The sequence below is a fragment of the Streptomyces sp. NPDC007907 genome, from assembly GCF_042959365.1.
Taxonomy (GTDB): Bacteria; Actinomycetota; Actinomycetes; order Streptomycetales; family Streptomycetaceae; genus Streptomyces; species Streptomyces indiaensis.
In genome coordinates this window covers 16,396-40,480 of the sequence record NZ_JBIBKR010000001.1, presented here as the reverse complement: position 1 = coordinate 40,480, position 24,085 = coordinate 16,396, and the positions used below count along the sequence as shown (strand labels likewise).

Annotated in this window: 20 protein-coding genes; 12 read left to right on the top strand and 8 right to left on the bottom strand. The window is 72.8% G+C overall.

Annotated elements, in window-relative coordinates; all coding sequences use genetic code 11:
• Positions 1–220: 220 nt before the first annotated feature.
• The 3 genes from ACFZDI_RS00170 to ACFZDI_RS00160 all read left to right on the top strand — a co-directional run bounded on the left by ACFZDI_RS00170 (position 221) and on the right by ACFZDI_RS00160 (position 3,492).
• Positions 221–1,069 carry a GNAT family N-acetyltransferase gene (locus ACFZDI_RS00170; protein ID WP_234849935.1) on the top strand — a complete coding sequence of 283 codons (849 nt, stop codon included), beginning with the start codon at positions 221–223 and terminating at the stop codon, positions 1,067–1,069.
• 119 nt (positions 1,070–1,188) lie between these two features.
• Positions 1,189–1,719, top strand: coding sequence for a GNAT family N-acetyltransferase (locus ACFZDI_RS00165; RefSeq protein ID WP_234849934.1), 531 nt, complete (start codon positions 1,189–1,191; stop codon positions 1,717–1,719).
• 72 nt (positions 1,720–1,791) lie between these two features.
• Complete coding sequence (locus ACFZDI_RS00160) at positions 1,792–3,492, top strand: proline--tRNA ligase (RefSeq protein WP_234849933.1); 1,701 nt, start codon at positions 1,792–1,794, stop codon at positions 3,490–3,492.
• A 79-nt stretch (positions 3,493–3,571) separates the two neighbouring features.
• Here ACFZDI_RS00160 and ACFZDI_RS00155 read toward each other — a convergent pair whose 3' ends face one another.
• The 3 genes from ACFZDI_RS00155 to ACFZDI_RS00145 are packed head-to-tail and all read right to left on the bottom strand — an operon-like array spanning position 3,572 to position 5,538.
• Positions 3,572–4,471, bottom strand: coding sequence for an aminoglycoside phosphotransferase family protein (locus ACFZDI_RS00155; RefSeq protein WP_234849932.1), 900 nt, complete (start codon positions 4,469–4,471; stop codon positions 3,572–3,574).
• 48 nt (positions 4,472–4,519) lie between these two features.
• A complete protein-coding gene (locus ACFZDI_RS00150) occupies positions 4,520–4,984 on the bottom strand; it encodes a ferritin-like domain-containing protein (protein ID WP_234849931.1) in 465 nt (154 codons plus the stop codon).
• Positions 4,981–5,538 carry a hypothetical protein gene (locus ACFZDI_RS00145; RefSeq protein ID WP_234849930.1) on the bottom strand — a complete coding sequence of 186 codons (558 nt, stop codon included), beginning with the start codon at positions 5,536–5,538 and terminating at the stop codon, positions 4,981–4,983. The genes ACFZDI_RS00150 and ACFZDI_RS00145 overlap by 4 nt, the downstream gene beginning before the upstream one ends.
• Positions 5,539–5,815: 277 nt before the next feature.
• Here ACFZDI_RS00145 and rimP point away from each other — a divergent pair, with 277 nt between their 5' ends.
• The 9 genes from rimP to ACFZDI_RS00100 all read left to right on the top strand — a co-directional run bounded on the left by rimP (position 5,816) and on the right by ACFZDI_RS00100 (position 17,905).
• Complete coding sequence (gene rimP / locus ACFZDI_RS00140) at positions 5,816–6,313, top strand: ribosome maturation factor RimP (protein ID WP_234849929.1); 498 nt, start codon at positions 5,816–5,818, stop codon at positions 6,311–6,313.
• A gap of 2 nt (positions 6,314–6,315) precedes the next feature.
• Positions 6,316–7,314 carry a transcription termination factor NusA gene (gene nusA / locus ACFZDI_RS00135; RefSeq protein ID WP_234849928.1) on the top strand — a complete coding sequence of 333 codons (999 nt, stop codon included), beginning with the start codon at positions 6,316–6,318 and terminating at the stop codon, positions 7,312–7,314.
• Positions 7,315–7,416: 102 nt separating this feature from the next.
• Positions 7,417–7,713, top strand: a complete 297-nt coding sequence (locus ACFZDI_RS00130; protein WP_234849927.1) for a YlxR family protein — start codon at positions 7,417–7,419, stop codon at positions 7,711–7,713.
• A 145-nt stretch (positions 7,714–7,858) separates the two neighbouring features.
• On the top strand, positions 7,859–10,963 hold the full coding sequence (infB, locus tag ACFZDI_RS00125; RefSeq protein ID WP_391246760.1) for a translation initiation factor IF-2: 3,105 nt from the start codon (positions 7,859–7,861) through the stop codon (positions 10,961–10,963).
• A 133-nt stretch (positions 10,964–11,096) separates the two neighbouring features.
• Positions 11,097–11,390, top strand: coding sequence for a DUF503 domain-containing protein (locus ACFZDI_RS00120; protein WP_062929379.1), 294 nt, complete (start codon positions 11,097–11,099; stop codon positions 11,388–11,390).
• Between the two features lie 32 nt (positions 11,391–11,422).
• Entirely contained in the window at positions 11,423–11,875 is a 453-nt protein-coding gene (rbfA, locus tag ACFZDI_RS00115) for a 30S ribosome-binding factor RbfA (RefSeq protein ID WP_391246758.1), read from the top strand.
• The gene (gene truB, locus ACFZDI_RS00110) at positions 11,872–12,777 is read left to right on the top strand and encodes a tRNA pseudouridine(55) synthase TruB (protein WP_234850150.1); all 906 of its coding nucleotides are present in this window, start codon (positions 11,872–11,874) and stop codon (positions 12,775–12,777) included. The genes rbfA and truB overlap by 4 nt, the downstream gene beginning before the upstream one ends.
• A 597-nt stretch (positions 12,778–13,374) precedes the next feature.
• The gene (locus ACFZDI_RS00105) at positions 13,375–16,722 is read left to right on the top strand and encodes a trypsin-like peptidase domain-containing protein (RefSeq protein WP_391247986.1); all 3,348 of its coding nucleotides are present in this window, start codon (positions 13,375–13,377) and stop codon (positions 16,720–16,722) included.
• Positions 16,723–16,951: 229 nt separating this feature from the next.
• Positions 16,952–17,905: a bifunctional riboflavin kinase/FAD synthetase gene (locus ACFZDI_RS00100; RefSeq protein ID WP_234850149.1), complete on the top strand. Its 954-nt coding sequence runs from the start codon at positions 16,952–16,954 to the stop codon at positions 17,903–17,905.
• On the opposite strand, the gene ACFZDI_RS00095 is transcribed toward ACFZDI_RS00100, so the two are convergent.
• Genes ACFZDI_RS00095 through ACFZDI_RS00075 form a run of 5 tightly spaced genes read right to left on the bottom strand, consistent with a single transcriptional unit; the run spans position 17,902 to position 23,933 of the window.
• On the bottom strand, positions 17,902–18,984 hold the full coding sequence (locus ACFZDI_RS00095; RefSeq protein ID WP_391246755.1) for an oligopeptide/dipeptide ABC transporter ATP-binding protein: 1,083 nt from the start codon (positions 18,982–18,984) through the stop codon (positions 17,902–17,904). The genes ACFZDI_RS00100 and ACFZDI_RS00095 overlap by 4 nt on opposite strands.
• Positions 18,981–20,105 carry an oligopeptide/dipeptide ABC transporter ATP-binding protein gene (locus ACFZDI_RS00090; RefSeq protein WP_391246753.1) on the bottom strand — a complete coding sequence of 375 codons (1,125 nt, stop codon included), beginning with the start codon at positions 20,103–20,105 and terminating at the stop codon, positions 18,981–18,983. The genes ACFZDI_RS00095 and ACFZDI_RS00090 overlap by 4 nt, the downstream gene beginning before the upstream one ends.
• Positions 20,102–21,016: an ABC transporter permease subunit gene (locus ACFZDI_RS00085; protein WP_391246751.1), complete on the bottom strand. Its 915-nt coding sequence runs from the start codon at positions 21,014–21,016 to the stop codon at positions 20,102–20,104. Before ACFZDI_RS00085 ends, ACFZDI_RS00090 begins: the two co-directional genes overlap by 4 nt.
• A complete protein-coding gene (locus ACFZDI_RS00080) occupies positions 21,013–22,062 on the bottom strand; it encodes an ABC transporter permease subunit (RefSeq protein WP_391246749.1) in 1,050 nt (349 codons plus the stop codon). The genes ACFZDI_RS00085 and ACFZDI_RS00080 overlap by 4 nt, the downstream gene beginning before the upstream one ends.
• 17 nt (positions 22,063–22,079) lie before the next feature.
• On the bottom strand, positions 22,080–23,933 hold the full coding sequence (locus tag ACFZDI_RS00075) for an ABC transporter substrate-binding protein (RefSeq protein WP_391246747.1): 1,854 nt from the start codon (positions 23,931–23,933) through the stop codon (positions 22,080–22,082).
• Positions 23,934–24,085 lie beyond the last annotated feature (152 nt).

The window sequence follows — 24,085 nt, the reverse complement described above, 5'->3', positions numbered from 1 at the left end:
GTCCACCCCATCGACGTCAACGGCGTCTCCGGCGTCGCCGTGCAGGCGCTGTACCGCATGGTGAGCGGCCTCCAGGACGAGGTGGACCGGCTCAGGAAGCGACTCGACGAGCGGTGGGACCGGGCCCGGGCGGGCCCCGGCCGACGGCGCGGCGGCACCGCCCAGCTCCGCCAGGTACAGTGCGGGGACCAGCCGCCCCCAGTGTGTGAGGCCCCCGCACGTGTTGACCCAGACCACCTCACGGGTCCTCGAACCGAGCGACCTGGATGCCGCGCTCGCCGTCCTCGACCGCGAGCCCGTCGTGAACGCCTTCGTGACGTCCCGCGTACAGGTCGCCGGACTCGACCCGTGGCGGCTCGGCGGTGAGATGTGGGGCTGGTACGAGGACGGCATACTCACCTCCCTCTGCTACGCCGGCGCCAACCTCGTCCCGATCTGCGCCGGCCCGCGCGCCGTCCGCGCCTTCGCCGACCGCGCCCGCCGGGCCGGTCGCCGCTGCTCCTCCATCGTCGGCCCCTCCGGCCCCACCTCCGACCTGTGGCGGCTCCTGGAACCCCAGTGGGGCCCGGCCCGCGACGTCCGCCGCCACCAGCCGCTCATGGTCACCGACCGGCTCCCGGACGGCGTCACCCCGGACCCCTACGTCCGTCGCGTCCGCAAGGACGAGATGGAGACGATCATGCCGGCGTGCGTGGCGATGTTCACCGAGGAGGTCGGCGTCTCCCCGCTGGCCGGCGACGGCGGCCTGCTCTACCAGGCCCGCGTCGCCGAACTCGTCGGCTCCGGCCGCGCCTTCGCCCGCTTCGACTCCGACGGCAAGGTCGTCTTCAAGGCCGAGATCGGCGCTGCGACGGACCGCGCCTGCCAGATCCAGGGCGTGTGGGTGGCCCCCGAGTACCGCGGCACCGGCATGGCGGCCCCCGGCATGGCGGCCGTCCTGCGCTACGCCCTCGCCGACGTCGCCCCGGTCGTCAGCCTGTACGTCAACGACTTCAACACACCGGCCAGGCGGGCCTACCAGAAGGTGGGCTTCCAGGAAGTGGGAGCCTTCATGAGCGTCCTGTTCTGAAGCGCCCCCCATAGGGGCGCGGGACCGTACAGATCTGCGGCTCCGCCGCGTGCGCGCGACCAGCCACATCCACACCCGCACCCGGCCAGGAACGGCAACCCCCCTGTAGGCTCCCCGCCATGGACCTGGTGATCGGCCCCCTCGACCTGTCCGCCCATGTAGACGAGGCCCTGGCCGTCCAAGCCGTGGCCTTCGGGCTCGGCCCCGACGAAGTCGCCGTCCGCCGCCAGATCGTCCTCCGTCACATGACCTACCCGGGCGCCCGCGCACTCGGCGCCACGGCCGACGGCAGGCTCGTCGGTTTCGTCTACGGCATGCCCAACGACCGCACCCATTGGTGGTCCACCGTCGTGGAGCCCTATCTCCGCGCCCAGCACAACGACCAGTGGCTCGACGACTCCTTCGTGATCACCGAACTGCACGTCCACCCCGCGTACCAGAACCGCGGCCTCGGACGCTCCCTGATCACCACGATCACCGACGGCGCCGCCGAACCCCGCTCGATCCTCTCCGCGATCGACACCGAGAGCCCCGCCCGCGCCCTCTACCGCTCCCTCGGTTACCAGGACCTCGCCCGCCGCGTCCTCTTCCCCAGCGCCCCGAAGCCGTACGCCGTGATGGGAGCCCCGCTCCCGCTCCTGCGCCGTTAACCGATTTCCACCGCCGTGCACCCCCCGGATAACCTCCTGGCATCACCCACACGCAGCAGGAGCAGAGGAACCATGGCAAACGCACCGGTCCAGCGCATGTCCCAGTTGTTGGCGAAGACGTTGCGCGACGACCCGGCCGACGCCGAGGTCCTCAGCCACAAGCTCCTCGTCCGCGCCGGCTACGTCCGCCGCACCGCCGCCGGCATCTGGAGCTGGCTGCCCCTCGGCAAGAAGGTGCTGGCCAACGTCGAGCGGATCGTCCGCGAGGAGATGGACGCCGTCGGCGCCCAGGAGGTCCTGCTCCCCGCCATCCTGCCGCGTGAGCCCTACGAGGCCACCGGCCGCTGGGAGGAGTACGGCCCCGAGCTGTTCCGCCTCCAGGACCGCCGGGGCGGCGACTACCTCCTCGGCCCCACCCACGAGGAGATCTTCACCCTCCTGGTGAAGGACCAGGCGTCCTCGTACAAGGACCTGCCGGTCATCCTCTACCAGATCCAGAACAAGTACCGCGACGAGGCCCGCCCCCGCGCCGGCATCCTGCGCGGCCGCGAGTTCCTGATGAAGGACTCCTACTCGTTCGACACCGAGGACGAGGGCCTCGCCCGGTCCTACGCCCTGCACCGCGAGGCCTACCAGAAGATCTTCGCGCGCCTCGGCCTCGACTACCGCATCTGCGCCGCCACGGCCGGCGCGATGGGCGGCTCCAAGTCCGAGGAGTTCCTCGCCCCGGCCGAGGCCGGCGAGGACACCTTCGCCGACTGCCCGAACTGCGACTTCGCCGCCAACACCGAGGCGATCACGTACGAGCTGAAGCCCGTCGACGGCTCGGACGTGCCCGCCGCCGAGGACATCCCCACCCCCGACACCCCCACCATCGAGACCCTCGCCGCCCACCTCGGCGTCCCGGCCTCGGCCACGCTGAAGAACCTCCTCGTGAAGGTCGACGGCGAGATCGTCGCCGTCGGCGTCCCCGGGGACCGCGAGGTCGACATGGACAAGGTCGAGGCGCATTTCGCCCCGGCCACCGTCGAACTGGTCACCGAGACGGACTTCGTCGCCCGTCCCGACCTGGTCCGCGGCTACGTGGGACCGCAGGGCCTGGACAAGGTCACCTACCTCGCCGACCCGCGCGTCGCCCCGGGCACGGCCTGGATCACCGGCGCCAACAAGGCCGGCACGCACACGAAGAACGTCGTCGCGGGCCGCGACTTCGAGGTCGACCAGTACGTCGACGTCGTGGTCGTCCAGGAGGGCGACCCCTGCCCCAAGTGCGGCACCGGCCTCGTCCTCGACCGGGCCATCGAGATCGGCCACATCTTCCAGCTGGGCCGCAAGTACGCCGACGCCCTCAAGCTCGACGTCCTCGGCCAGAACGGCAAGCCGGTCCGCGTCACCATGGGCTCCTACGGCATCGGCGTCTCCCGCGCGGTGGCCGCCCTGGCCGAGCAGACCGCCGACGACAAGGGCCTGTGCTGGCCCGCCGAGGTCGCCCCGGCCGACGTCCACGTGGTCGCCGCCGGCAAGGCCCTCCAGACCGAACTGGCCCTGGACATCTCCCAGAAGCTGGCCGCCGCCGGCGTCCGTGTCCTGGTCGACGACCGCCCCGGCGTCTCCCCGGGCGTCAAGTTCACCGACTCCGAGCTGATCGGCGTACCGCAGATCCTGGTGGCGGGCCGGCGCGCGGCCGACGGCGTGGTGGAGCTGAAGGACCGCCGCACCGGCGAGCGCGAGGAACTGACGGTCGAGGAGGCCGTCGCCCGCCTCACGGCGTAGCGAGGAGAGGGCCGTTGCCACGCGGCAACGGCCCGCGGCCCGCATCGGCGCCGCTGTGAGCGCTCCGTGGGCGGGGCGCTCACAGCCAGGCCGCGAACTCCAGCAACAGCTCCGCGTCGCGCGGCCGTCCGACCCGCCCCGCCCGCACGCCCGACTCCACGGCCCGGAACAGCGTCCAGCCCCGCAGCCGCTCCTGGTCCACGTCCAGTGACTCGGCGAGCCGCTTCACCCGGCGCCGGGTCGTCGCCGCGCCGGACGGCTGGGCGATCAGGTCCTCCACCCGGTCCCGGACCAGCCGGGCCAGATCGAAGGCGCACTCGCCGACCACCGGGTCGGGCCCCACGGCCAGCCACGGCATCCGCTCCCCGGCGAGCACCTTGCTCTGCCGGAACGTGCCGTGCAGCAGCCGGTGCTCCGGCGGCGCGGCCAGCAGCTCCTCGCGGGCCGCGAGCGCCAGGTCGACCAGCGGGGCCACCTCGGGCTCGGCCTGGGCCCGGGCGCGCATCGCCTCGGCCTGCCGCCCGGTCCGCTCGGCAACGGTCTCGAAGGGGAACCCGGCGGGCGGCTCCACCCACAGCCGCCGCAGCGTCCCCGCCGCCTCCAGCAACGCCTTCGCCTCCGGCAGGGACCGCACCGACACGTCCGGATGCAGCCGCTCCAGCAGCAGCACGCCCTCGGCCGACGAGGGTTCGAGCAGCTGTACGGCACCCCGCCCGGCCCAGTGCGCGAGCGCGGCCCGCTCCGCCTCCGGGCGGGCCCGGCCCGGCGCCAGCTTGAGCACGGCGGGTGTCCCGTCGGCCGCCCGCACCAGCAGCACCAGGCTGCTGCGCCCGCCGGGCACCTGCACCCGCTCCACGGTCAACTCGCGTAGTGCGACGGCCCGCTGCGCCGCCTCGGGCAGCTTCTCCAGCCAGTCGTCACCGTCCGGCGCCGTCTCACCGAGCGCCCTGACCAGACGCTGCGGCGGTTCGAAAACCATGCGCGAGTCGTTCCCTTCCTGCTGTCCGCGGTGCGCGCCCTGCGTGGGTCACGCCGTTGGCGCCGCCGAGGGCGGGGCCGTGTCGGCCCGCTCGGCGAGCCCAGGGAAGGCTACGCTCTCGCCGCGCCAGCGCACCGCCCGCACCGCCGCCTCCCGCAGCGCCTCGACGGCCAGGGCCCGGCGCCCGCCGCCCGCGGCGCGCACCAGATCGGCGTACACCCCGGCCACCCGGTCCTCCAGCTCGGCGGCGAGCCGTACGGCCGCCGCCGAGTCCGGCACCTGGAAGGGCAGCGCGTAACCGGCGGACGCGGCCACCGGCCGGCCCCCCAGGTCCTTCACCGCACGAACCAGCGCGTCCCTGCGCGCCCGGTGCGCGTCGTACGCCGTGAGGGCCTCGGCACGCTTCCCGTCGCCGATCTTCCCGCCGACGACGCCGTAGCCGTAGACCGCCGCGTGCTCGGCCGCCAGCGCGGCCTGCACGGCCCGCAGCTCCCGGTCCTTCTCCTGGCTCACGCGGCACCCTCCGTCAGCAGATACACGTGCGCGGCCCCGGCAGCCGCCACCGACGCCAGCAGCCGCGCCAGCTCACCCGGGACCCCGCCCAGCGCCTTGACCCGCCGGTCGGCGAGCTCCCGCTCCGCCGCGGCGAGCCCGGCGAGGGCGTCCTTGTCGTTCCCCGGCACCGTCGCGGCCGGCGACGGCGAGTCCGACGCCGCCCCGGACGCCGAGGCGGACGCGGAGGACGAATCCGAGACGGACGGCGAAGGCGATGCTTTCCGGCCACCGCCGAACGCCCGCGCGTGCCGTACGACCTCCTCGCGCAGCGGCCGCAGCCGGCCCGCGAGCCCCGGCCGGGCGGCGATCACCGCGTCGTAGCGCTCCGCCAGCCGCTCGCTGTCCCGGGCCGCACGCGCGCGCAGCCGGTCGGCGGCCGACGGATCGTCCCCCGAAGGGCCACCGGAGTCCCCGCCGGTGCAGCCCGTGAGGGCGAGGGCCGCCGGGGCGACGGCGAGCAGACTCCTTCTGCGCGGCCCCGAGCGGGCGCGCGGCGATGGCGGGAACGGCACGTCAGACGTCCTCGGGGCTCGTGCGGGAAACATTCGCGGGTGACTCGAATGATGGGGAGTTGACGAACACAGGTCGAGAGGCGTGCGAGGGGTGTTCGAGAAAACAGGCACTGCGAGGGCCGCACGCTCGTGATCACGGTACCCGGGCCCCCGCCCCGCATCACTCAGCGGCACCGTTCGTGACCGGGTGGACGGCAACACTCCCCGCGACCGGATACCCTTTGACCAGACACGCGACCCATCCCACAACAGCACACGCGGCCGAGGAGTCACCCGGATGAGCACCACCCAGAGCGAGAGGCTGCGAGAGCTACTGGAACCGCTCGTCAGCTCCCAGGGCCTGGATCTCGAGGAGATCGAGGTGGACTCCGTCGGGCGCAAGCGTGTGCTGCGCGTCGTCGTCGACTCGGACACGGGCGCCGACCTGGACCAGATCGCCGATGTGAGCCGCGCGCTCTCGGCGAAGCTCGACGAGACGGACGCGATGGGCGAGGGCGAGTACACCCTCGAGGTCGGCACCCCCGGCGCGGAGCGCCCCCTCACGGAACACCGGCACTACGTCCGCGCCACGGACCGGCTGGTGAAGTTCCAGCTGGCCGAGGGCGGTGAGCTGGTCGCCAGGATCCTGAAGGTCGACGACGAGGGTGTCGACACCGAGGTACCCGGAGTGAAGGGCCGCAAGGCCACCGCGCGCCGACTCGCCTTCGACGACATCGTCCGGGCGCGTGTCCAGGTCGAATTCAGCCGCAAGGACAAGAAGGAAGAGGAGGCGTAGCCGTGGACATCGACATGAGCGCCCTGCGGGGCTTGGTTCGGGAGAAGGAGATCTCCTTCGACCTGCTGGTCGAGGCGATCGAGTCGGCCCTCCTCATCGCCTACCACCGCACCGAGGGAAGCCGCCGTCACGCGCGCGTGGAGCTCAACCGGGAGACCGGCCATGTGACCGTGTGGGCGAAGGAGGACCCCGACGACCTCGAGGAGGGCCAGGAGGCCCGCGAGTTCGACGACACCCCGTCCGGTTTCGGCCGTATCGCCGCCACCACGGCCAAGCAGGTCATCCTGCAGCGCCTGCGCGACGCCGAGGACGACGCGACGCTCGGCGAGTACGCCGGCCGTGAGGGCGACATCGTCACCGGTGTGGTCCAGCAGGGCCGCGACCCGAAGAACGTGCTCGTCGACATCGGCAAGCTCGAGGCGATCCTGCCCGTGCAGGAGCAGGTGCCGGGGGAGACCTACCAGCACGGCATGCGCCTGCGCTCGTACGTCGTCCGGGTGGCCAAGGGCGTCCGCGGCCCCTCCGTCACCCTCTCGCGCACGCACCCCAGCCTGGTGAAGAAGCTCTTCGCCCTGGAGGTGCCGGAGATCGCCGACGGTTCGGTGGAGATCGCCGCGATCGCCCGCGAGGCCGGTCACCGCACGAAGATCGCCGTCCGCTCCACCCGCTCCGGCCTGAACGCCAAGGGCGCCTGCATCGGCCCCATGGGCGGCCGCGTGCGCAACGTCATGGGCGAGCTGAACGGTGAGAAGATCGACATCGTCGACTGGTCCGAGGACCCGGGGGAGATGGTGGCGAACGCGCTGTCCCCGGCCCGGGTCTCCAAGGTGGAGATCGTGGACATGGCGACCCGGTCGGCCCGGGTGACCGTGCCCGACTACCAGCTGTCCCTGGCCATCGGCAAGGAGGGGCAGAACGCCCGCCTCGCGGCCCGGCTGACCGGCTGGCGGATCGACATCCGCCCGGACACCGAACCGGCCGGGAACGGTTCCGGGGAATAGATCCAAGCCGCGCGCCGTTCAGATCACGACAGGTTCGTGCGCGGCAACTGTTCGAATCCTGCCCCAAAGGGGTGAGGCGCCTACGGGGAGGTAGACTTAACGGTGTCTGGCCGGACGCGCGCCCGCGCATGCCCTGAACGCACCTGTGTGGGGTGTCGGGAGCGAGCGGCCAAGGCCGAACTGTTGCGGATCGTAGCGATCAAGGGCGCGTGTGTCCCTGATCCACGCGGTACGCTGCCCGGCCGGGGTGCTTACGTGCACCCCGCACCGGTCTGTCTCGACCAGGCGGTACGCCGCCGGGCGTTCCCGAGGGCACTGCGCGTCCCGGGACCGCTCGACACAAAGGCGTTGCGCCATCACGTCGAGCAGACGACAGTTGCCGAGCAGGCAACACGGTAAGACGTGCCGTACGGAACCCCGTGCGGCTAGGTACCTCGCGAGTCGAAAGCAGGTCGAGATTGCGATGAGCACTCGATGAGTACGCGATGAGTACGCCCATGAACTAGCGACGGTCCGGACGCAACCCGGACCTCAAAGGAGCGAAGTGGCTAAGGTCCGGGTCTACGAACTCGCCAAGGAGTTCGGCGTCGAGAGCAAGGTCGTCATGGCCAAGCTCCAGGAACTCGGTGAATTCGTCCGTTCGGCGTCTTCGACGATCGAAGCGCCCGTTGTACGCAAGCTGACGGACGCCCTCCAGCAGGGCAGCGGTGGCAGCAAGCCCGCCCCCGCCCGCAAGGCTGCCCCGGCGAAGCCGGGTGCCCCCTCTCCCGCGCAGGCCGCCCGTCCGGCCGCCCCGCGCCCGCCGGCCCCCAAGCCGGCCGCCGAGAAGCCCGCGGCCCCCGCCGCGCCGGCCACTCCCGGCCCCCGTCCCACCCCGGGCCCGAAGCCCGCGCCGCGGCCCGCCCCGGCGTCCCCGGCTCCGACGGCGCCCGAGTTCACCGCACCCCCGTCGGCTCCCTCCGCACCGGCTCCCTCGCAGGGCCAGGGTCAGGGCTCCGGCCCGCGTCCGGGCGCCCCGCGTCCGGCCGGCCAGGCCCCGCGTCCCGGCGCCCCGCGTCCGGGTGGCCCCGGCCAGGGGGGCCAGGGCCGTGGTGAGCGCGGCGACCGTCCCGGCGCCCCGCGTCCGGGTGGCGGCGCCCCGCGTCCCGGTGCCCGTCCGGCGGGTCCCCGTCCGGGCAACAACCCCTTCACCTCCGGCGGTTCCACCGGCATGGCGCGCCCGCAGGCGCCCCGTCCGGGTGGTGCCCCGCGTCCGGGCGGCCCCGGTGCGCCCGGTGGTGCTCCGCGTCCGCAGGGCCAGGGCGGCCAGGGCGGTCCCCGTCCGCAGGGCGCCGGCGGCGGTCCTCGTCCGCAGGCTCCGGGCGGCGCGCGTCCGACCCCGGGCGGCATGCCCCGTCCGCAGGGCGGCGGTCCCCGTCCCGGCGGCGGTCCCCGTCCGAACCCCGGCATGATGCCGCAGCGTCCGGCTGCCGGCCCGCGTCCCGGTGGCGGCGGCCCCGGCGGCCGCGGTCCCGGTGGCGGCGGTCGTCCCGGTGGCGGCGGCGGTCGTCCGGGCGGCGGTTTCGCCGGTCGTCCCGGTGGCGGCGGTGGCGGTTTCGCCGGCCGTCCCGGTGGTCCCGGTGGCGGCGGTGGCGGTTTCGCCGGCCGTCCCGGTGGTCCCGGTGGCGGCGGTGGCCGTCCCGGCTTCGGTGGTCGTCCCGGCGGTCCCGGTGGCCGTGGTGGCACGCAGGGTGCGTTCGGCCGTCCCGGCGGTCCGGCGCGTCGTGGGCGCAAGTCGAAGCGGCAGAGGCGCCAGGAGTACGAGGCCATGCAGGCCCCGTCGGTCGGCGGTGTGATGCTGCCTCGCGGCAACGGCGAGACCGTTCGCCTGTCGCGCGGTGCCTCGCTCACCGACTTCGCGGAGAAGATCAACGCCAACCCGGCGTCGCTCGTCGCGGTCATGATGAACCTCGGCGAGATGGTCACGGCCACGCAGTCCGTCTCCGACGAGACGCTGCAGCTCCTCGCCGACGAGATGAACTACACGGTTCAGATCGTCAGCCCGGAGGAGGAGGACCGCGAGCTCCTCGAGTCCTTCGACATCGAGTTCGGCGAGGACGAGGGCGACGAGGAGGACCTGATGGTCCGCCCGCCGGTCGTCACCGTCATGGGTCACGTCGACCACGGTAAGACCCGGCTCCTCGACGCCATCCGCAAGACGAACGTCATCGCGGGCGAGGCCGGCGGCATCACCCAGCACATCGGTGCCTACCAGGTCGCGACCGAGGTCAACGACGAAGAGCGCAAGATCACCTTCATCGACACCCCGGGTCACGAGGCGTTCACCGCCATGCGTGCCCGTGGTGCCCGGTCGACCGACATCGCGATCCTGGTCGTCGCGGCCAACGACGGCGTCATGCCGCAGACGGTCGAGGCGCTCAACCACGCCAAGGCGGCCGACGTCCCGATCGTCGTCGCGGTCAACAAGATCGACGTCGAGGGCGCGGACCCGACCAAGGTGCGCGGCCAGCTGACCGAGTACGGCCTGGTGGCCGAGGAGTACGGCGGCGACACGATGTTCGTCGACATCTCCGCCAAGCAGGGTCTGCACATCGACTCCCTGCTGGAGGCCGTGATCCTCACCGCCGACGCCTCGCTCGACCTGCGGGCCAACCCGAACCAGGACGCGCAGGGCATCTCGATCGAGTCCCGTCTCGACCGCGGCCGCGGTGCCGTGTCGACGGTCCTCGTCCAGCGAGGCACGCTGCGGGTCGGCGACACCATGGTCGTCGGCGACGCGTACGGCCGCGTCCGGGCGATGCACGACGACAACGGCAACAGCGTGGCCGAGGCCGGTCCCTCGACGCCGGTCCAGGTCCTCGGCCTGACCAACGTCCCGGGTGCGGGCGACAACTTCCTGGTGGTGGACGAGGACCGTACGGCCCGTCAGATCGCCGAGAAGCGCGCCGCCCGTGAGCGCAACGCCGCGTTCGCCAAGCGCACGCGCCGCGTGTCGCTGGAGGACCTGGACAAGGTGCTGAAGGCCGGCGAGGTCCAGCAGCTGAACCTGATCATCAAGGGTGACGCTTCCGGATCCGTCGAGGCGCTCGAGTCCTCGCTGCTCCAGCTGGACGTCGGCGAAGAGGTCGACATCCGCGTCCTGCACCGCGGTGTCGGTGCGGTCACGGAGTCCGACATCGACCTGGCCATGGGCTCCGACGCGATCGTCATCGGCTTCAACGTCCGGGCAGCCGGCCGTGCGCAGCAGATGGCCGAGCGTGAGGGTGTCGACGTCCGGTACTACTCGGTCATCTACCAGGCGATCGAGGAGATCGAGGCGGCCCTCAAGGGCATGCTCAAGCCGGAGTACGAAGAGGTCGAGCTCGGCACGGCGGAGATCCGCGAGGTCTTCAAGTCGTCCAAGCTGGGCAACATCGCGGGTGTTCTCATCCGCTCCGGCGAGGTCAAGCGCAACACCAAGGCGCGCCTCATCCGCGACGGCAAGGTGGTCGCGGAGAACCTCAACATCGAGGGCCTGCGTCGCTTCAAGGACGACGTCACCGAGATCCGCGAAGGGTTCGAGGGCGGTATCAACCTCGGCAACTTCAACGACATCAAGGTCGACGACGTCATCGCGACGTACGAGATGCGCGAGAAGCCGCGCGTCTGACCTAAGTCACGATCGGGGCCGGTCGGCGGGACTTATTCCGTCGATCGGCCCCGGCCGTTGCGTGTACGGTTCCCGTATCGGCGTCGAAGCGTGGCGCCCGTACCCCGAACCGGCGGGACATCCGGATACACACATGTATGTGGGGACTCTGTCCTTCGACCTGCTCCTCGGTGATGTCCACTCGCTCAAGGAGAAACGCTCTCTCGTCCGCCCGATCGTGGCCGAACTCCAGCGCAAGTACGGGGTGAGCGCGGCCGAGACGGGTCACCAGGACCTCCACCGCAGGGCCGAGATCGGGCTCGCGGTGGTCTCGGGTGAGACGGGACACCTCACCGACGTCCTGGACCGCTGTGAGCGGCTTGTCGCCGGCCGTCCCGAAGTCGAACTGCTCTCGGTTCGACGCAGGCTCCACAGCGACGAAGACTGAAGCAACAAGTAAGCACTTAAGGAGACGGACCAGTGGCCGACAACGCGCGGGCTAAAAGGCTGGCGGACCTCATCCGAGAGGTGGTGGCCCAGAAGCTGCAGCGGGGGATCAAGGACCCGCGGCTCGGCTCCCACGTCACCATCACGGACACCCGGGTCACGGGTGACCTCAGGGAGGCGACCGTCTTCTACACGGTCTACGGGGACGACGAGGAGCGCGCTGCGGCCGCCACCGGCCTGGAGAGCGCCAAGGGAGTCCTGCGCTCCGAGGTGGGCCGCGCGGCCGGTGTGAAGTTCACTCCGACTCTGACCTTCGTCATGGACGCCCTCCCGGACAACGCCCGCACCATCGAGGACCTCCTCGACAAGGCGCGCCAGTCCGACGAGAAGGTGCGCGAGGCGTCCGCGGGCGCGAAGTACGCCGGCGACGCCGACCCGTACCGCAAGCCCGACGAGGACGACGAGACGGACGACGGCGCCGAATGACCCAGAAGCACACCACGCCCGACGGCCTTGTCATCGTCGACAAGCCGTCGGGCTTCACTTCGCACGACGTGGTCGCCAAGATGCGCGGCATCGCCAGAACGCGACGCGTCGGGCACGCCGGCACCCTCGACCCCATGGCGACGGGCGTCCTCGTCCTCGGCGTCGAGAAGGCCACCAAGCTCCTCGGGCACCTCGCGCTGACCGAGAAGGAGTACCTGGGCACCATCCGGCTCGGGCAGAACACCCTCACGGACGACGCCGAGGGGGAGATCACCTCCTCCACCGACGCCTCCAAGGTCACCCGTGACGCGATCGACGCCGGCATCGCCGAGCTGACCGGCGACATCATGCAGGTGCCGTCCAAGGTCAGCGCCATCAAGATCAAGGGCGTGCGGTCCTACAAGCGGGCCCGGGAGGGCGAGGAGTTCGAGATTCCGGCCCGGCCCGTCACGGTCTCGTCCTTCGACGTGTACGACGTCCGGGACGCCGTCGCCGACGACGGCACGGCCGTGCTCGACCTGGTCGTCTCGGTCGTCTGCTCCTCCGGCACCTACATCCGGGCCCTGGCCCGCGACCTCGGCGCCGGCCTCGGTGTGGGCGGACACCTCACCGCGCTGCGCCGCACCCGCGTCGGCCCCTACAAGCTGGACACGGCCCGCACGCTGGACCAGCACCAGCAGGAGCTGACCGTGATGCCGATGGCCGAGGCCGCCGCGGCCGCGTTCCCCCGGTGGGACGTCGACGCCCGGCGGGCCAAGCTGCTCACCAACGGCGTCCGGCTGGAGATGCCCGAGTCGTACGCGGGCTCCGGCCCCGTCGCCGTCTTCGACCCGGAGGGGCGCTTCCTCGCTCTCGTCGAGGAGCAGCGGGGCAAGGCCAAGAGTCTCGCCGTCTTCGCCTGACGACCCGGGGCGGGTGTCCGCCCGTGGAGCGGCGGCCACGGGGTACCTCCACTTCCGCCGCTCCACGGTCCCCCCTCGGTTCCCCCACCTCTAGGGTCTATCCAGCCGCCCCCGTTCCTTCACCCGTCCGTGCGGGCGCTCGGAGTGAACGGGGGGAGCGGAAGGGGGCGCTTTCGCGCAGCGATCTGTCCCGCTGATCATCTCGCCCCTACCGTCGAACACAAGGGCACGGGTGTACGGCGGGGAGGCTCGACGATGGCGTCGCGGAACCGGTCCCGGGAGACGGGCGGCAGCACACAGGACTCCCCGGACCGCCCCGGCAGGGCGGGGCAGCAGGACAGGGCGGTCCCTGGCCCCGTGACGGCCGGGCAGGAGGGCGGGGCGGTCCCTGACCCCGGGACGGCGGAGCGGAGGGGCCGGGCGGTTCCTGGCCCCGTGACGGCCGGGCAAGAGGGCAAGGCGGTCCCTGGCCCCGTGACCGCCGGGCACCGGAGCCGGGCGGTCGTCGGCCCCGGGACGGCCGGGCAGGAGGCAGGGACGGTCCAGGGCCCCGGGGTGGCCGGGGGCGAGGCCGGGGCGGTGCCCGGCGACTGTCTCGTGCGTATCCACGATCTGGCCGGCCGCCCCCGCGGCACCGGCTTCCTGGCCGACCACCACGGAACACTGATCACCAGCCACGAGGCCGTCGACGGCCTGCCCCGGCTCGTGCTGCACGGGGCCGGTGACCGCCGCCGGGTCGTGGCCGCCGACGCGGTCACCCCGCTGCCCGCGCTGGATCTGGCTCTCGTACGGACCGAGGGGCTCGGCGTGCCGCCGCTGCCCGTCACCGTGCGGGACGGGGCCGGGACCGGCACGTATGTGCGGATCGCCGCCGGCGGCTGGCGCGAGGCCCGGGTGCTGGGCCCTGCCTCGGTGACGTACGCGGCCACGGACCGCTTCCACCGTCTCGACGACGTCCTGGAGCTGGCGGTCGGCACGGCGGGGCGGGACGCGCTGCGGCTGGGCGGCGGAGCGGCCGGCGGCCCCGTGCTCGACGCCGGGACCGGCGCCGTCGTCGGAGTCCTCGGCACCGCGCTCAGCTCCGACCACCGCGACGTCGGGTTCGCCGTACCGCTGCGGGCCCGGATCGCAGGAGCGGCGGGCCCCCTCGCCGGGCTGCTCGCCGAGAACGCCGCGACGGTCCCCGCCTACGGAGCCGATCTGAATCTCGCCGGAGTGCTGGAACTGACCGGCACATCGCGGGATCTGGACGGCCCACCCGGCGGGACCGGCGTCCCGGAACCGGTCGAACGGGCCGGTGTGGCCGCCGAGTTCGACGCCTTCGCGGCAGGCGGGGCGGCCGTCCTCGGTCTCGTCGGGGCGCCCGGCAGCGGTCGTACGACGGAACTCGCCGCACTCGCCGAGCGCCGTGGCCGCGGCGGACACCCCACCCTCTGGCTGCGCGGCTGCGACCTGCGGGACGACGACACGTCGGTGGCGGACGCGGTCCGCAGGGCACTGACCCGGGCCGCCCCCGTCGTGGCCGCCGCGCGGGCCTCCTCGCCGCTCTCCCCGCTCTTCCCGTCCGCCACAGCCGACCCGGGGGACATGACCCCCGAGTGCCTCGCCCGCCTCACCGGGGCCCTCGGCCGACCCCTGCTGCTCCTGCTGGACGGCCCCGAGGAGATGCCGCCCGGGGCGGCCCGCCGCCTGTCCGACTGGACGGACGCGACCGTGCGGTGGCTCGGCGAGACGGGAGCGCGGCTGGTGGTGGCCTGCCGGCCGGAGTACTGGGAGGAGATGACGGACCTGCTGCACCGTCCCGGATGCGTACGACTCGGCGACCTCACCGAGGACGAGGCCCGCGAGGCCGGATCGCGGCACGGCATCGGCGAGGGCGCCCTCGCCGGAGCCGACGCCCGGCACCCCCTCACCCTGCGCCTCCTGGGCGAGATCCGGGACGAGCTCATGGACGGCTCCGAAACGCCGTTCCTGCTCGACGGCCCCCTCGACCGGGACGCGGTCTTCTCCGCCTACCTGGACCTGATGGCGCTGCGCATCGCCACCCGGCTGGCCGCCGACAGCGGGCTGCGCGGCACGGCCGTACGACGGCTGGCGGCCAAGGCCGCGGGGCAGGTGCACGAGGCAGCCCGGCGCGGCCTCCCGGGTTCCGGAGACCTGGACCGCGAGGCGTTCGCCGCGGTGTTCCCCTGGGGGGCCGCCCCGGAGCGGCTCGGCGGCTGCTCGGGCTGGGCATCGGCCGTGCTCGCCGAGGGCCTGCTCGTGCCCGCCGGACCCGGCTACCGCTTCGCACACGAAGGGCTCGCCGACTGGCTCCACGGCATGCACCTCGACCTCGACGAAGCCCTGCACGCCCTCGTCCACCGCGACGCCGAGACCCCCGCCGACCCCGTGCCGCACCACCGCATCGGACCGGTCGTCCAGGCCCTGCTGTACCTCGGCCGCCAGCACGGCACCGGCCCTCTGGCCTCCCGCCTGGCCGACCTGGTGCACGCCCTGGACGCCGATCCACGCTCCTGGTGGGCCGCCCGGCTGCTCGCCGGGACGCTGACGGCCCTGCCCGACGCGGCGCCGTACACCGAGGTGCTGCGGCTGCTCGCCGACCGGATCGTGGCCTGGCGGCGGCAGGAGCGACCCGTGCCGAAGGAGGTCGGGCCCTCCTTCTGGACCGGCGTACGGCTCCCGCTGGAGACGCGCTGCGCACTGCTGCGGCGCCTCGTCCACGCCGACGGGCCGCCGTGCGAGGCCGGCCCCAGGTTCCTGGACGCCGTCGCCGAACTCCTCGCCGCCGACCCCACCGCCGTGCAGCCCCAGCTCGCCCGCTGGTTCGACGACGAGCAGCCGCTGCCCGCCACCCCGCACGCCACCGTGGCCACGGCCGCGCAAGTCCTGCTGCACACCCACCGCCACCGCGCCCTGGACGAGCTGACGGACGTGCTCGTCGACCGCGCACACCCACGGGCCGACGAACTGCTCGCGGTGCTCGCCGAGGAGGAGCCGTCGGCGCTGTGCCGGGCCGCCGACCGGTGGGCGCGCGACGAACGCCCCGCACGGCGGAGCGCCGCGGTGGCACACGCACTGCGCGTCGCGCCGCACGTCGGCACGGCAGGCGACCGCGCCCTGCTGCGCTACGCGGCCCTCACCCTGCTCGCCCGCCCCGCCGACCGCGCCCTGCACGGCGGCGCACTCGCCCTCCTCGTCCAGGACCCCCACACCCGGGCCCGCTACCTCGCACGGGCACTGGAGCACTTCGCGGCGGGCGACCCCCGGTTCTCGCCGGACGCCCTGGCCGGAGCCCTGCTGAGCGACCCCGAGCCGGTTCTCGGGGCCTTCGCGGCCCGGCTGGAGCAGCCCGACGCGGAGGAGGCGCTGCGGGCGCTCGCCGACGCGACCCCGCCGGGCCTGGCCCGGCGGATCGCCGCACTGCTGTGCCGGGCGGCACGCGAGCGGCCGGAACTCGCGGGGCAGGTGGCGGCGTACGCGGACCAGCGGCTCGACCAGGGACCCACCGCCCGGCCCGTGCTCCTGCCGCTGGTCACCGGCCTGCTGGAGGACGGTGACGTGCGGCTGCGCTGCGCCCTCGCCACGGTCCTCACCCCACCCGGCGTCCCCGCCTCGCGTCCGCTCCGCCGCGAACTGCGCGAGGCTCTCCTGGCCCGCGAGCACGACACCGACGTCCTGGACGCGCTGCTCAACGCCGCCGCCCGCAACGGCGGCGACGACCTGCGCGACCTCGTCCACCGCATCGGACTGCTCCTCGTGCGCACCCCTCAGGGCGCCACCCGCTTCGACCGCGCCCTGGTCGACCTGAGCCGGCACGTGCCCGGCTTCGCCGCCCGCGCCGCCGCCTGGCTGGCCGACGCGCCCAGGGAGTGGGCGGCACTGGTCGGGCCCAGCTCCCACCGGACGATCGAGAACCTGGCGGGCGCGGGCGTCCCCGCGTGACCGGCCGTGCGGGACCGGGGTGACCGGGCCCGTGCCGCCCGCCCATCCGCGGGGCCGCACCGCCCCGGCCCGGGGGCCCGGGCCGGGGCGCTGTCGTGCGCCCTGTCACAGCCACCATGCCGATGCGGGCCGGAAGCACCCGGCATGGCACCCTTAGACCTGCGTACGAGGCACCACGGACAACCGACCGGACACGGGTTCGACGAGCTTTCGACAAGGAGCAGGCACAGTGCAGCGCTGGCGTGGCTTGGAGGACATCCCCCAGGACTGGGGGCGCAGCGTCGTCACCATCGGCTCCTACGACGGAGTCCACCGCGGACACCAGCTGATCATCCGGCATGCCGTGGACCGCGCCCGGGAACTGGGCGTGCCCGCCGTCGTCGTCACCTTCGACCCGCACCCCAGCGAGGTCGTCCGCCCCGGCAGCCACCCGCCGCTGCTCGCCGCGCACCACCGCCGCGCCGAACTCATGGCGGACCTCGGCGTGGACGCCGTGCTCATCCTCCCCTTCACCAACGAGTTCTCGAAGCTGTCCCCGGCCGACTTCGTCGTCAAGGTCCTGGTCGACAAGCTGCACGCCAAGGCCGTCGTCGAGGGCCCCAACTTCCGCTTCGGCCACAAGGCCGCCGGCAACGTGGAGTTCCTCTCCACACAGGGCAAGACCTACGACTTCGAGGTCGAGGTCGTCGACCTGTACGTGACGGGCGAGGCGGGCGGCGGCGAGCCGTTCTCCTCCACGCTGACCCGGCGGCTGGTCGCCGAGGGCGACGTCCGGGGCGCCGCGGAGATCCTGGGGCGTCCGCACCGGGTGGAGGGCGTCGTCGTCCGGGGCGCGCAGCGCGGCCGCGAACTCGGTTTCCCCACGGCGAACGTGGAGACGCTGCCGCACACGGCCATCCCGGCCGACGGTGTGTACGCCGGCTGGCTGCACGCCCAGGGCGAGGCCATGCCGGCGGCGATCTCCGTCGGTACGAACCCGCAGTTCGACGGGACCGAGCGGACGGTGGAGGCGTACGCCATCGACCGAGTCGGACTCGATCTGTACGGGCTGCATGTCGCGGTCGACTTCCTGGCGTTCGTGCGGGGGCAGGCGAAGTTCGAGACGCTGGACGCGCTGTTGGTTCAGATGGGGCAGGACGTCGAGAAGTGCAGGGAGTTGCTGGCGGCCGAGGGGGCTGCCTAGTCTCCTTGTGGGCCGTCCGCGGGTGGATTGTGGCTTGTCGCGCAGTTCCCCCCGCCCCTTTCAGGTGCGTCTGCGACTGCCCAGTGGCAGGCCACCTGCGAGTCCCCGCTCCCGTTCAGCACCGGCAAGTCCTGGCCTCTGCACGCGTTCGCCACGCCCGCTGCCTCCGCCTCTCCACTGGCCAGGACCTGGCAGCGGACGTGGAAGCGGCAGCCTGACGGGACGCTGGACGGGTCCGGGGGCTCGCCCGTGAGGACCACCGGGGTGCCCGGCGCCTCCGGGAGTACGGACAGCAGTGCCTGGGTGTAGGGGTGCCGGGGTGCCGTCAGTACCTGCTCCACCGCGCCCGTCTCCACGATCCGGCCCAGATACATCACGGCGACCCGGTCCGCGATGTTCCACGCCAGGCCCAGGTCGTGCGTGACGACCAGGGCGGACAGGCCCAGTTCGGTGCGCAGCCGGAGCAGCAGGGCGAGGATCTCGCCGCGTACCGAGGCGTCCAGGGACGCCACCGGCTCGTCCGCGACGAGGAGTTCGGGTTCCAGGACCAGGGCACCCGCGATGACCACCCGCTGGCGCTGCCCGCCGGACAGTTCGTGCGGGTAGCGCAGGAAGAAGCGCTCCGGGGGGCGCAGACCGGCCCGGGACAGGGCATCGGCGACCGCGGTGCGTTCGTCTCCGCCGTGGCCGTGGATGCGCAGGCCCTCGGCGACCGCGTCGTACACCGTGTGCCGCGGGTTGAGGGAGCCGCTCGGGTCCTGGAGGACCAACTGGACGCGCTTGCGGTAGGCCTTGAGGGACCGGCCGGAGTAATCCAGCGGGCGGCCGTCGAAGGTGACCCGGCCCGCCGTCGGTTCGACCAGACCGAGCAGACTGCGCGCCAGGGTCGTCTTGCCGCACCCGGACTCGCCGACCAGCGCGACGATCTCGCCCGGACGGATGTCGAGGTCGACCCCGTCCACGGCCCGGGCCCGGGGGCCGCCGTGCCGTCCGGGGAAGGTGACGTGCAGGCCCTGGGCGCTCAGCAGCGCCGCCGTGGTGACCTCGGGGGCCGTGGGGGACGTGGGGGACGTGGTCATGGCGTACTCGGCCTCGCTTCCTCCAGCGTTTCCGGTTCCCCGGCCGGCCACTGCTCCCCGGCTCCCCGCGTCCCGGCCGGCCGCTTTTCCAGGGCTCCCGGCGTCCCGGCCGAACCCTTCTCACGGGGCTCCGGGTCCGCCGCGGCCCGCCTCGCACCGGCCTCCGCTCCCGGCTGCCCGACCAGCACACACGCCGCCCGCCGCTCCGGCCCCGCCGCCCGCAGCACCGGATCCTCCTCGGGGCACGACTCCAGCGCCACCGGGCAGCGCGGGTGGAACGTGCAGCCCGACGGCAGCGCCGCCGGGTCCGGCGGGTCGCCCGCCAGTCCCCGCGGGGCGAACCGGGACGCCGCGTCGCCGATGCGCGGGAACGCCGCCGCCAGGGCCCGGGCGTAGGGGTGCCGGGCGTCCTCGTACACCTGTCGGGCCGGCCCCTCCTCGACCACCCGGCCCGCGTACATCACCGCCAGCCGGTCGCAGGTGTCGGCGAGGACCGCCAGGTCATGGCTGATCATGACCAGACCGAGGTCCTGGTCCGCGACCAGCTGCTCGATGAGCCGGAGGATCTGGGCCTGGATCATCACGTCGAGCGCGGTGGTCGGCTCGTCGGCGATGATCAGCCGCGGATCGCAGGCAAGGGCCATGGCGATCATGACGCGCTGGCGCTGGCCGCCGGACAGTTCGTGCGGGTAGGCGTCCGCGCGGGCGGCCGGCAGACCGACCTGCTCCAGCAGCTCCCCGGTCTTCCTCTTGGCCCCGGCGGCGGTCGCCTTGCGGTGCAGCAGGATCGGCTCGGCGATCTGGTCGCCGATGCGGTGCACGGCGTTGAGGGAGTGCATCGCGCCCTGGAAGACGACGGAGGCCCCGGCCCAGCGGACCGCCCGGACCCGGCCCCACTTCATGGCGAGCACGTCCTCGCCGTCGAGGAGCACCTCCCCGGTGATCCGGGTGCCCGCCGGCAGCAGCCGCAGCAGGGCCAGCGCCAGCGTGGACTTGCCGCAGCCGGACTCCCCGGCGAGACCGAGCTTCCGGCCCGCGTCCAGGCGCAGATCCACCCCGCGCACCGCGGCCGCCCCGCCCGCGTACGTCACGGTCAGGTTCCTGACGTCGAGCAGAGTCAACGCGACACCCCCAGCCTGGGGTTGAGGACGGACTCCACGGCCCGCCCGCACAGCGTGAACGCCAGCGCCACCACGGCGATGGCGATGCCCGGCGGCACCAGGTACCACCAGTCCCCGGCACTGACCGCGCCCGCCTCCCGCGCGTCCTGGAGCAGCCCGCCCCACGAGACGACCGTCGGGTCGCCCAGCCCGAGGAAGGCGAGGGTCGCCTCGGCGAGGATGGCCGAGGAGATGATCAGGGTCGTCTGGGCCAGCACCAGCGGCATCACATTGGGCAGCACGTGCCGGGACATGATGTGCCAGTGCCCGCCGCCGAGCGCCTGCGCCCGCTCGATGTACGGCCGGGTCTCCACCGCGAGGGTCTGCGCGCGCACCAGCCGGGCCGTGGTCGGCCAGGTGGTCACGCCGATCGCGACGACGGTCGTGGTCAGCGACCGGGACATCACGGTCGCCAGAGCGATCGCCAGCACCAGCGTCGGCATGACCAGGAACCAGTCGGTGATCCGCATCATCACCGTCGCGTACCAGCCCTTGAAGTGCCCCGCCGTCACCCCGATCAGGGTGCCGATCGCCACCGACAGCACGGCGGCGAGCAGCCCGACCAGCAGCGACACCCGCGAGCCCCAGACCACCAGGCCGAGCAGGTCCCGTCCGAACTGGTCGGTGCCGAGCGGGAACTCGGCGCTCGGGCTCTGCATCGGACGCCCCGGCGCGTCGGTCACGCTGCTCACGTCGGACCCGACGAACAGCGGTGCGAACAGCGCCAGCAGCGCGCACAGGGCGAGCACGGCCAGGCCGTACAGCCCCGCCCGCTCGGCGCGGTACTGCCGCCAGAAGCGGGCGACGGACGCCCGGCGGCGCTGCCGGGCCAGGGCGCGCGGGCTCGGGACCGTTCCGGTCGTCGTCGTCATCGGGCCACCCGGGGGTCCAGCAGCGGATAGACCAGGTCGGCGAGGGTGTTCATAAGGATCACCGCGGTGGCGAACACGAAGAACAGCCCCTGCACGAGCGGCAGGTCGGGCACGCTCAGCGCCTGGTAGAACAACCCGCCGAGGCCGGGCCAGGAGAACACCGTCTCCACGAGGATCACGCCCGCCACCGTCCGGCCGAGGTTGATGAAGATCAGCGTCACGGTCGGCAGCAGCGCGTTCGGCACGGCGTGCCGGCGGCGCACGAGGTCGTCGCGCAGCCCCTTGGCCCGCGCGGTCGTCAGATAGTCGCTGCCCATCTCGTCCAGCAGCGCCGACCGTGTGACCAGCAGCGTCTGCCCGTACTCCACGGCCACCAGCGTCACCACCGGCAGCACCAGGTGGTGCGCCACGTCGAGGACGTGGGCGAAGCCCTCCTCGCCGCCCGACTCCATGCCACCGGTCGGGAACATGCCGGGCAGCGGTCCGATGCCCACCGACAGCACGATGATCAGCAGCAGTCCCAGCCAGAAGGACGGGATGGAGTACAGCGTCAGCGCGAGGCCCGTGTGGAAACGGTCGCCCAGCCTGCCGTGCCGCCACGCCGACCGGGTGCCGAGGAAGATGCCAAGCGCCGTGTAGAGGACGAACGCCGTCCCGGTGAGCAGCAGGGTGTTCGGCAGCGCCTCGGTGATCTTGTCGACGACGGGGGCCCGGAACTGGTACGACGTCCCGAAGTCGCCCGTGAGCGCCTTGCCGCAGTAGTCGGTGAACTGCCGCCACAGCGGCAGGCCGAGCCCGAACTCCTCACGGTAGGCGGCCAGTTGCTCCGCCGACACCTGTCGGCCGCCCGTCATGGTCTTCACCGGGTCGCCGGGGATCAGCCGGAAGAGGAAGAAGCTGGTCACGAGGACGGCCAGCAGCGATACGGCGGCCCCGGCCAGCTTGCCCGCCAGGTACCGCGGGTACGCCGAGCCCTTGCGTACCCGCGGCCCGGCCGCCGTCCGCTGCTTGTCCTCGACGAGCGCGGGAGTCGCGTCAGCGGTCATGGGTGCCCGCTCGCCGCCTACTCGCGTTCCTCGGCGGTGGCCCGCCGCCGCATCGCCGCGAAGGCGCCGAGCCCGCCGAGGATCACCACACCCGCGACGATGCCGACCACGACCCCCGTGGACGACGCGTTGTCCGAGGAGCCGCCGGAGTCCGCCGGGACCGCCGACCACCAGCTCCAGTAGCCGTCCTGCCCGTAGATGTTGCCCGCCTTCGCTGGCATGGTCGTGATCGACTTGATCTGGTCCGTCCGGAAGGCCTCGACCGCGTTCGGGTACGCCATGACGTTCATGTACCCGAGGTCGTACAGCCGCGACTCCATCTGCTTGACGATGTCCGCCCGTTTGGCGGGGTCGTACTCGGTGAGCTGCCGGGCGTAGAGCTCGTCGTACTTCTTGTCGCAGATGAAGTTGTCCGTCGCGCCGGTGTCCTTCGGGGTCGCCGGGAGCGCGCCGCAGGTGTGGATCGACAGCACGAAGTCCGGGTCCGGGTTGACCGACCAGCCGTCGAACGCCAGGTCGTACTTGCCGGCCAGCCAGGGGTCGGTCACGTTGTCCAGGCAGTTGAGCTGGACGCCGATGCCGAGGTCGCCCCACCACTCCTGGAGGTACTTGCCGACCGCCTTGTCGTTCGGGTCGGTGGCGTGGCACAGCACGCGGTAGGTGATCGGCTTGCCGTCCTTGCCGACGCGTTTGCCGTCACCGTTCTTCTTGTACCCCGCCTGGTCGAGCAGCCGGGCCGCCGCGGCCGGGTCGTACGCCAGCTTCCGCTCCGCCGAGGGCTTCCAGAAGTAGTCCTGGAAACGCGGCGGGATGTAGCCCTCGCCCTCGACGGCGTGGCCCCGGAACACCTTGTCGATGATGGCCTCGCGGTCCACGGCCCGGAACAGCGCGTTGCGCACCCGCTGGTCGAGCAGGGAGGGGTGGCCGTCGCCGAACTTCTCACCGTTCTTCGCCCTCGCGCCCGGGTTGGTGGCCAGGGCGTAGAAGCGGCGGCCGGGGGCGTCGTTGACCTGGATGTCGTCCACGCCCTTCAGCGACTCCGCCTGAGCGGGCGTCAGGGACGGCGACCCGGCGACGAAGGACACCTCGCCCTTGCGCAGAGCCGACACGGCCGCGTCCTGGTCCTTGTAGTAGCGGAAGACCAGCTCGTCGAACTTCGGTGAACCCCGCCAGAAGCTCTTGTTGGCCTTGAGCCGGACATAGCTGTCGGCCTTGTAGCCGCTCAGCACGAACGGCCCGTTCCCCACCACGGGAAAGGTCTTGTCGTTGTTGAACTCGGAGAAGTCCGAGACCTTCTCCCACACGTGCTTCGGCACGATCGGCACGTCCAGCGCGGCCATCGTGGCCTGCGGCTTCTTCAGCTCGATGACCAGCTTGGTGGGGCTGGGCGCGGTCACCTTCCTGAAATTCCCGACGTAGCTGCCGTTGGCGGTGGCCGCGCCGGTGTCGGTCATCATCTTGTTGAACGTCCACGCCGCGTCCTCGGCGGTGGCCTGCTCGCCGTCCGACCAGGTGGAGTTGTCGCGGATCGTGTACGTCCACGTCAGCTTGTCCGTGGACGGCTCCCACTTGGTCGCCAGGCCCGGGATGGCGTGGTTGTCCTTGGGGTCGTAGTTGGTCAGGTACTCGTACATGAGCCGGTGGATGCTCGTGCTGAGCAGCCGGACCGCCAGGAACGGGCTGAGCGAGTCCACGCTCTGCGCCACGGCGACGGTCAGCACCTTCTTGCCGTCGTCGGCCGCCCGGGCCTGCCGGGATGCCGGGTCGAGCGGCGTCGCGAGACCGGCGGTGAGGGTGAGCGCGGCGGCCCCGGCCAGGGCGACGAGCCGGAGGCCGTGCGGGAGGCTGCGTTTCTGATCGTTCGTGCCCATGGTCGGACCTCGCGTCATCGCTCGGACGGGAAGGACGGGTTGATCAGCTGTCAGATGCGTGATGTGTGTGTACCAGCGGCCGTCTCCACCCGTCAACGGCGCATTCACCCCTTGTGGCCTGCGGAAATAACGAATTGGCGAGCTTTTCGCAC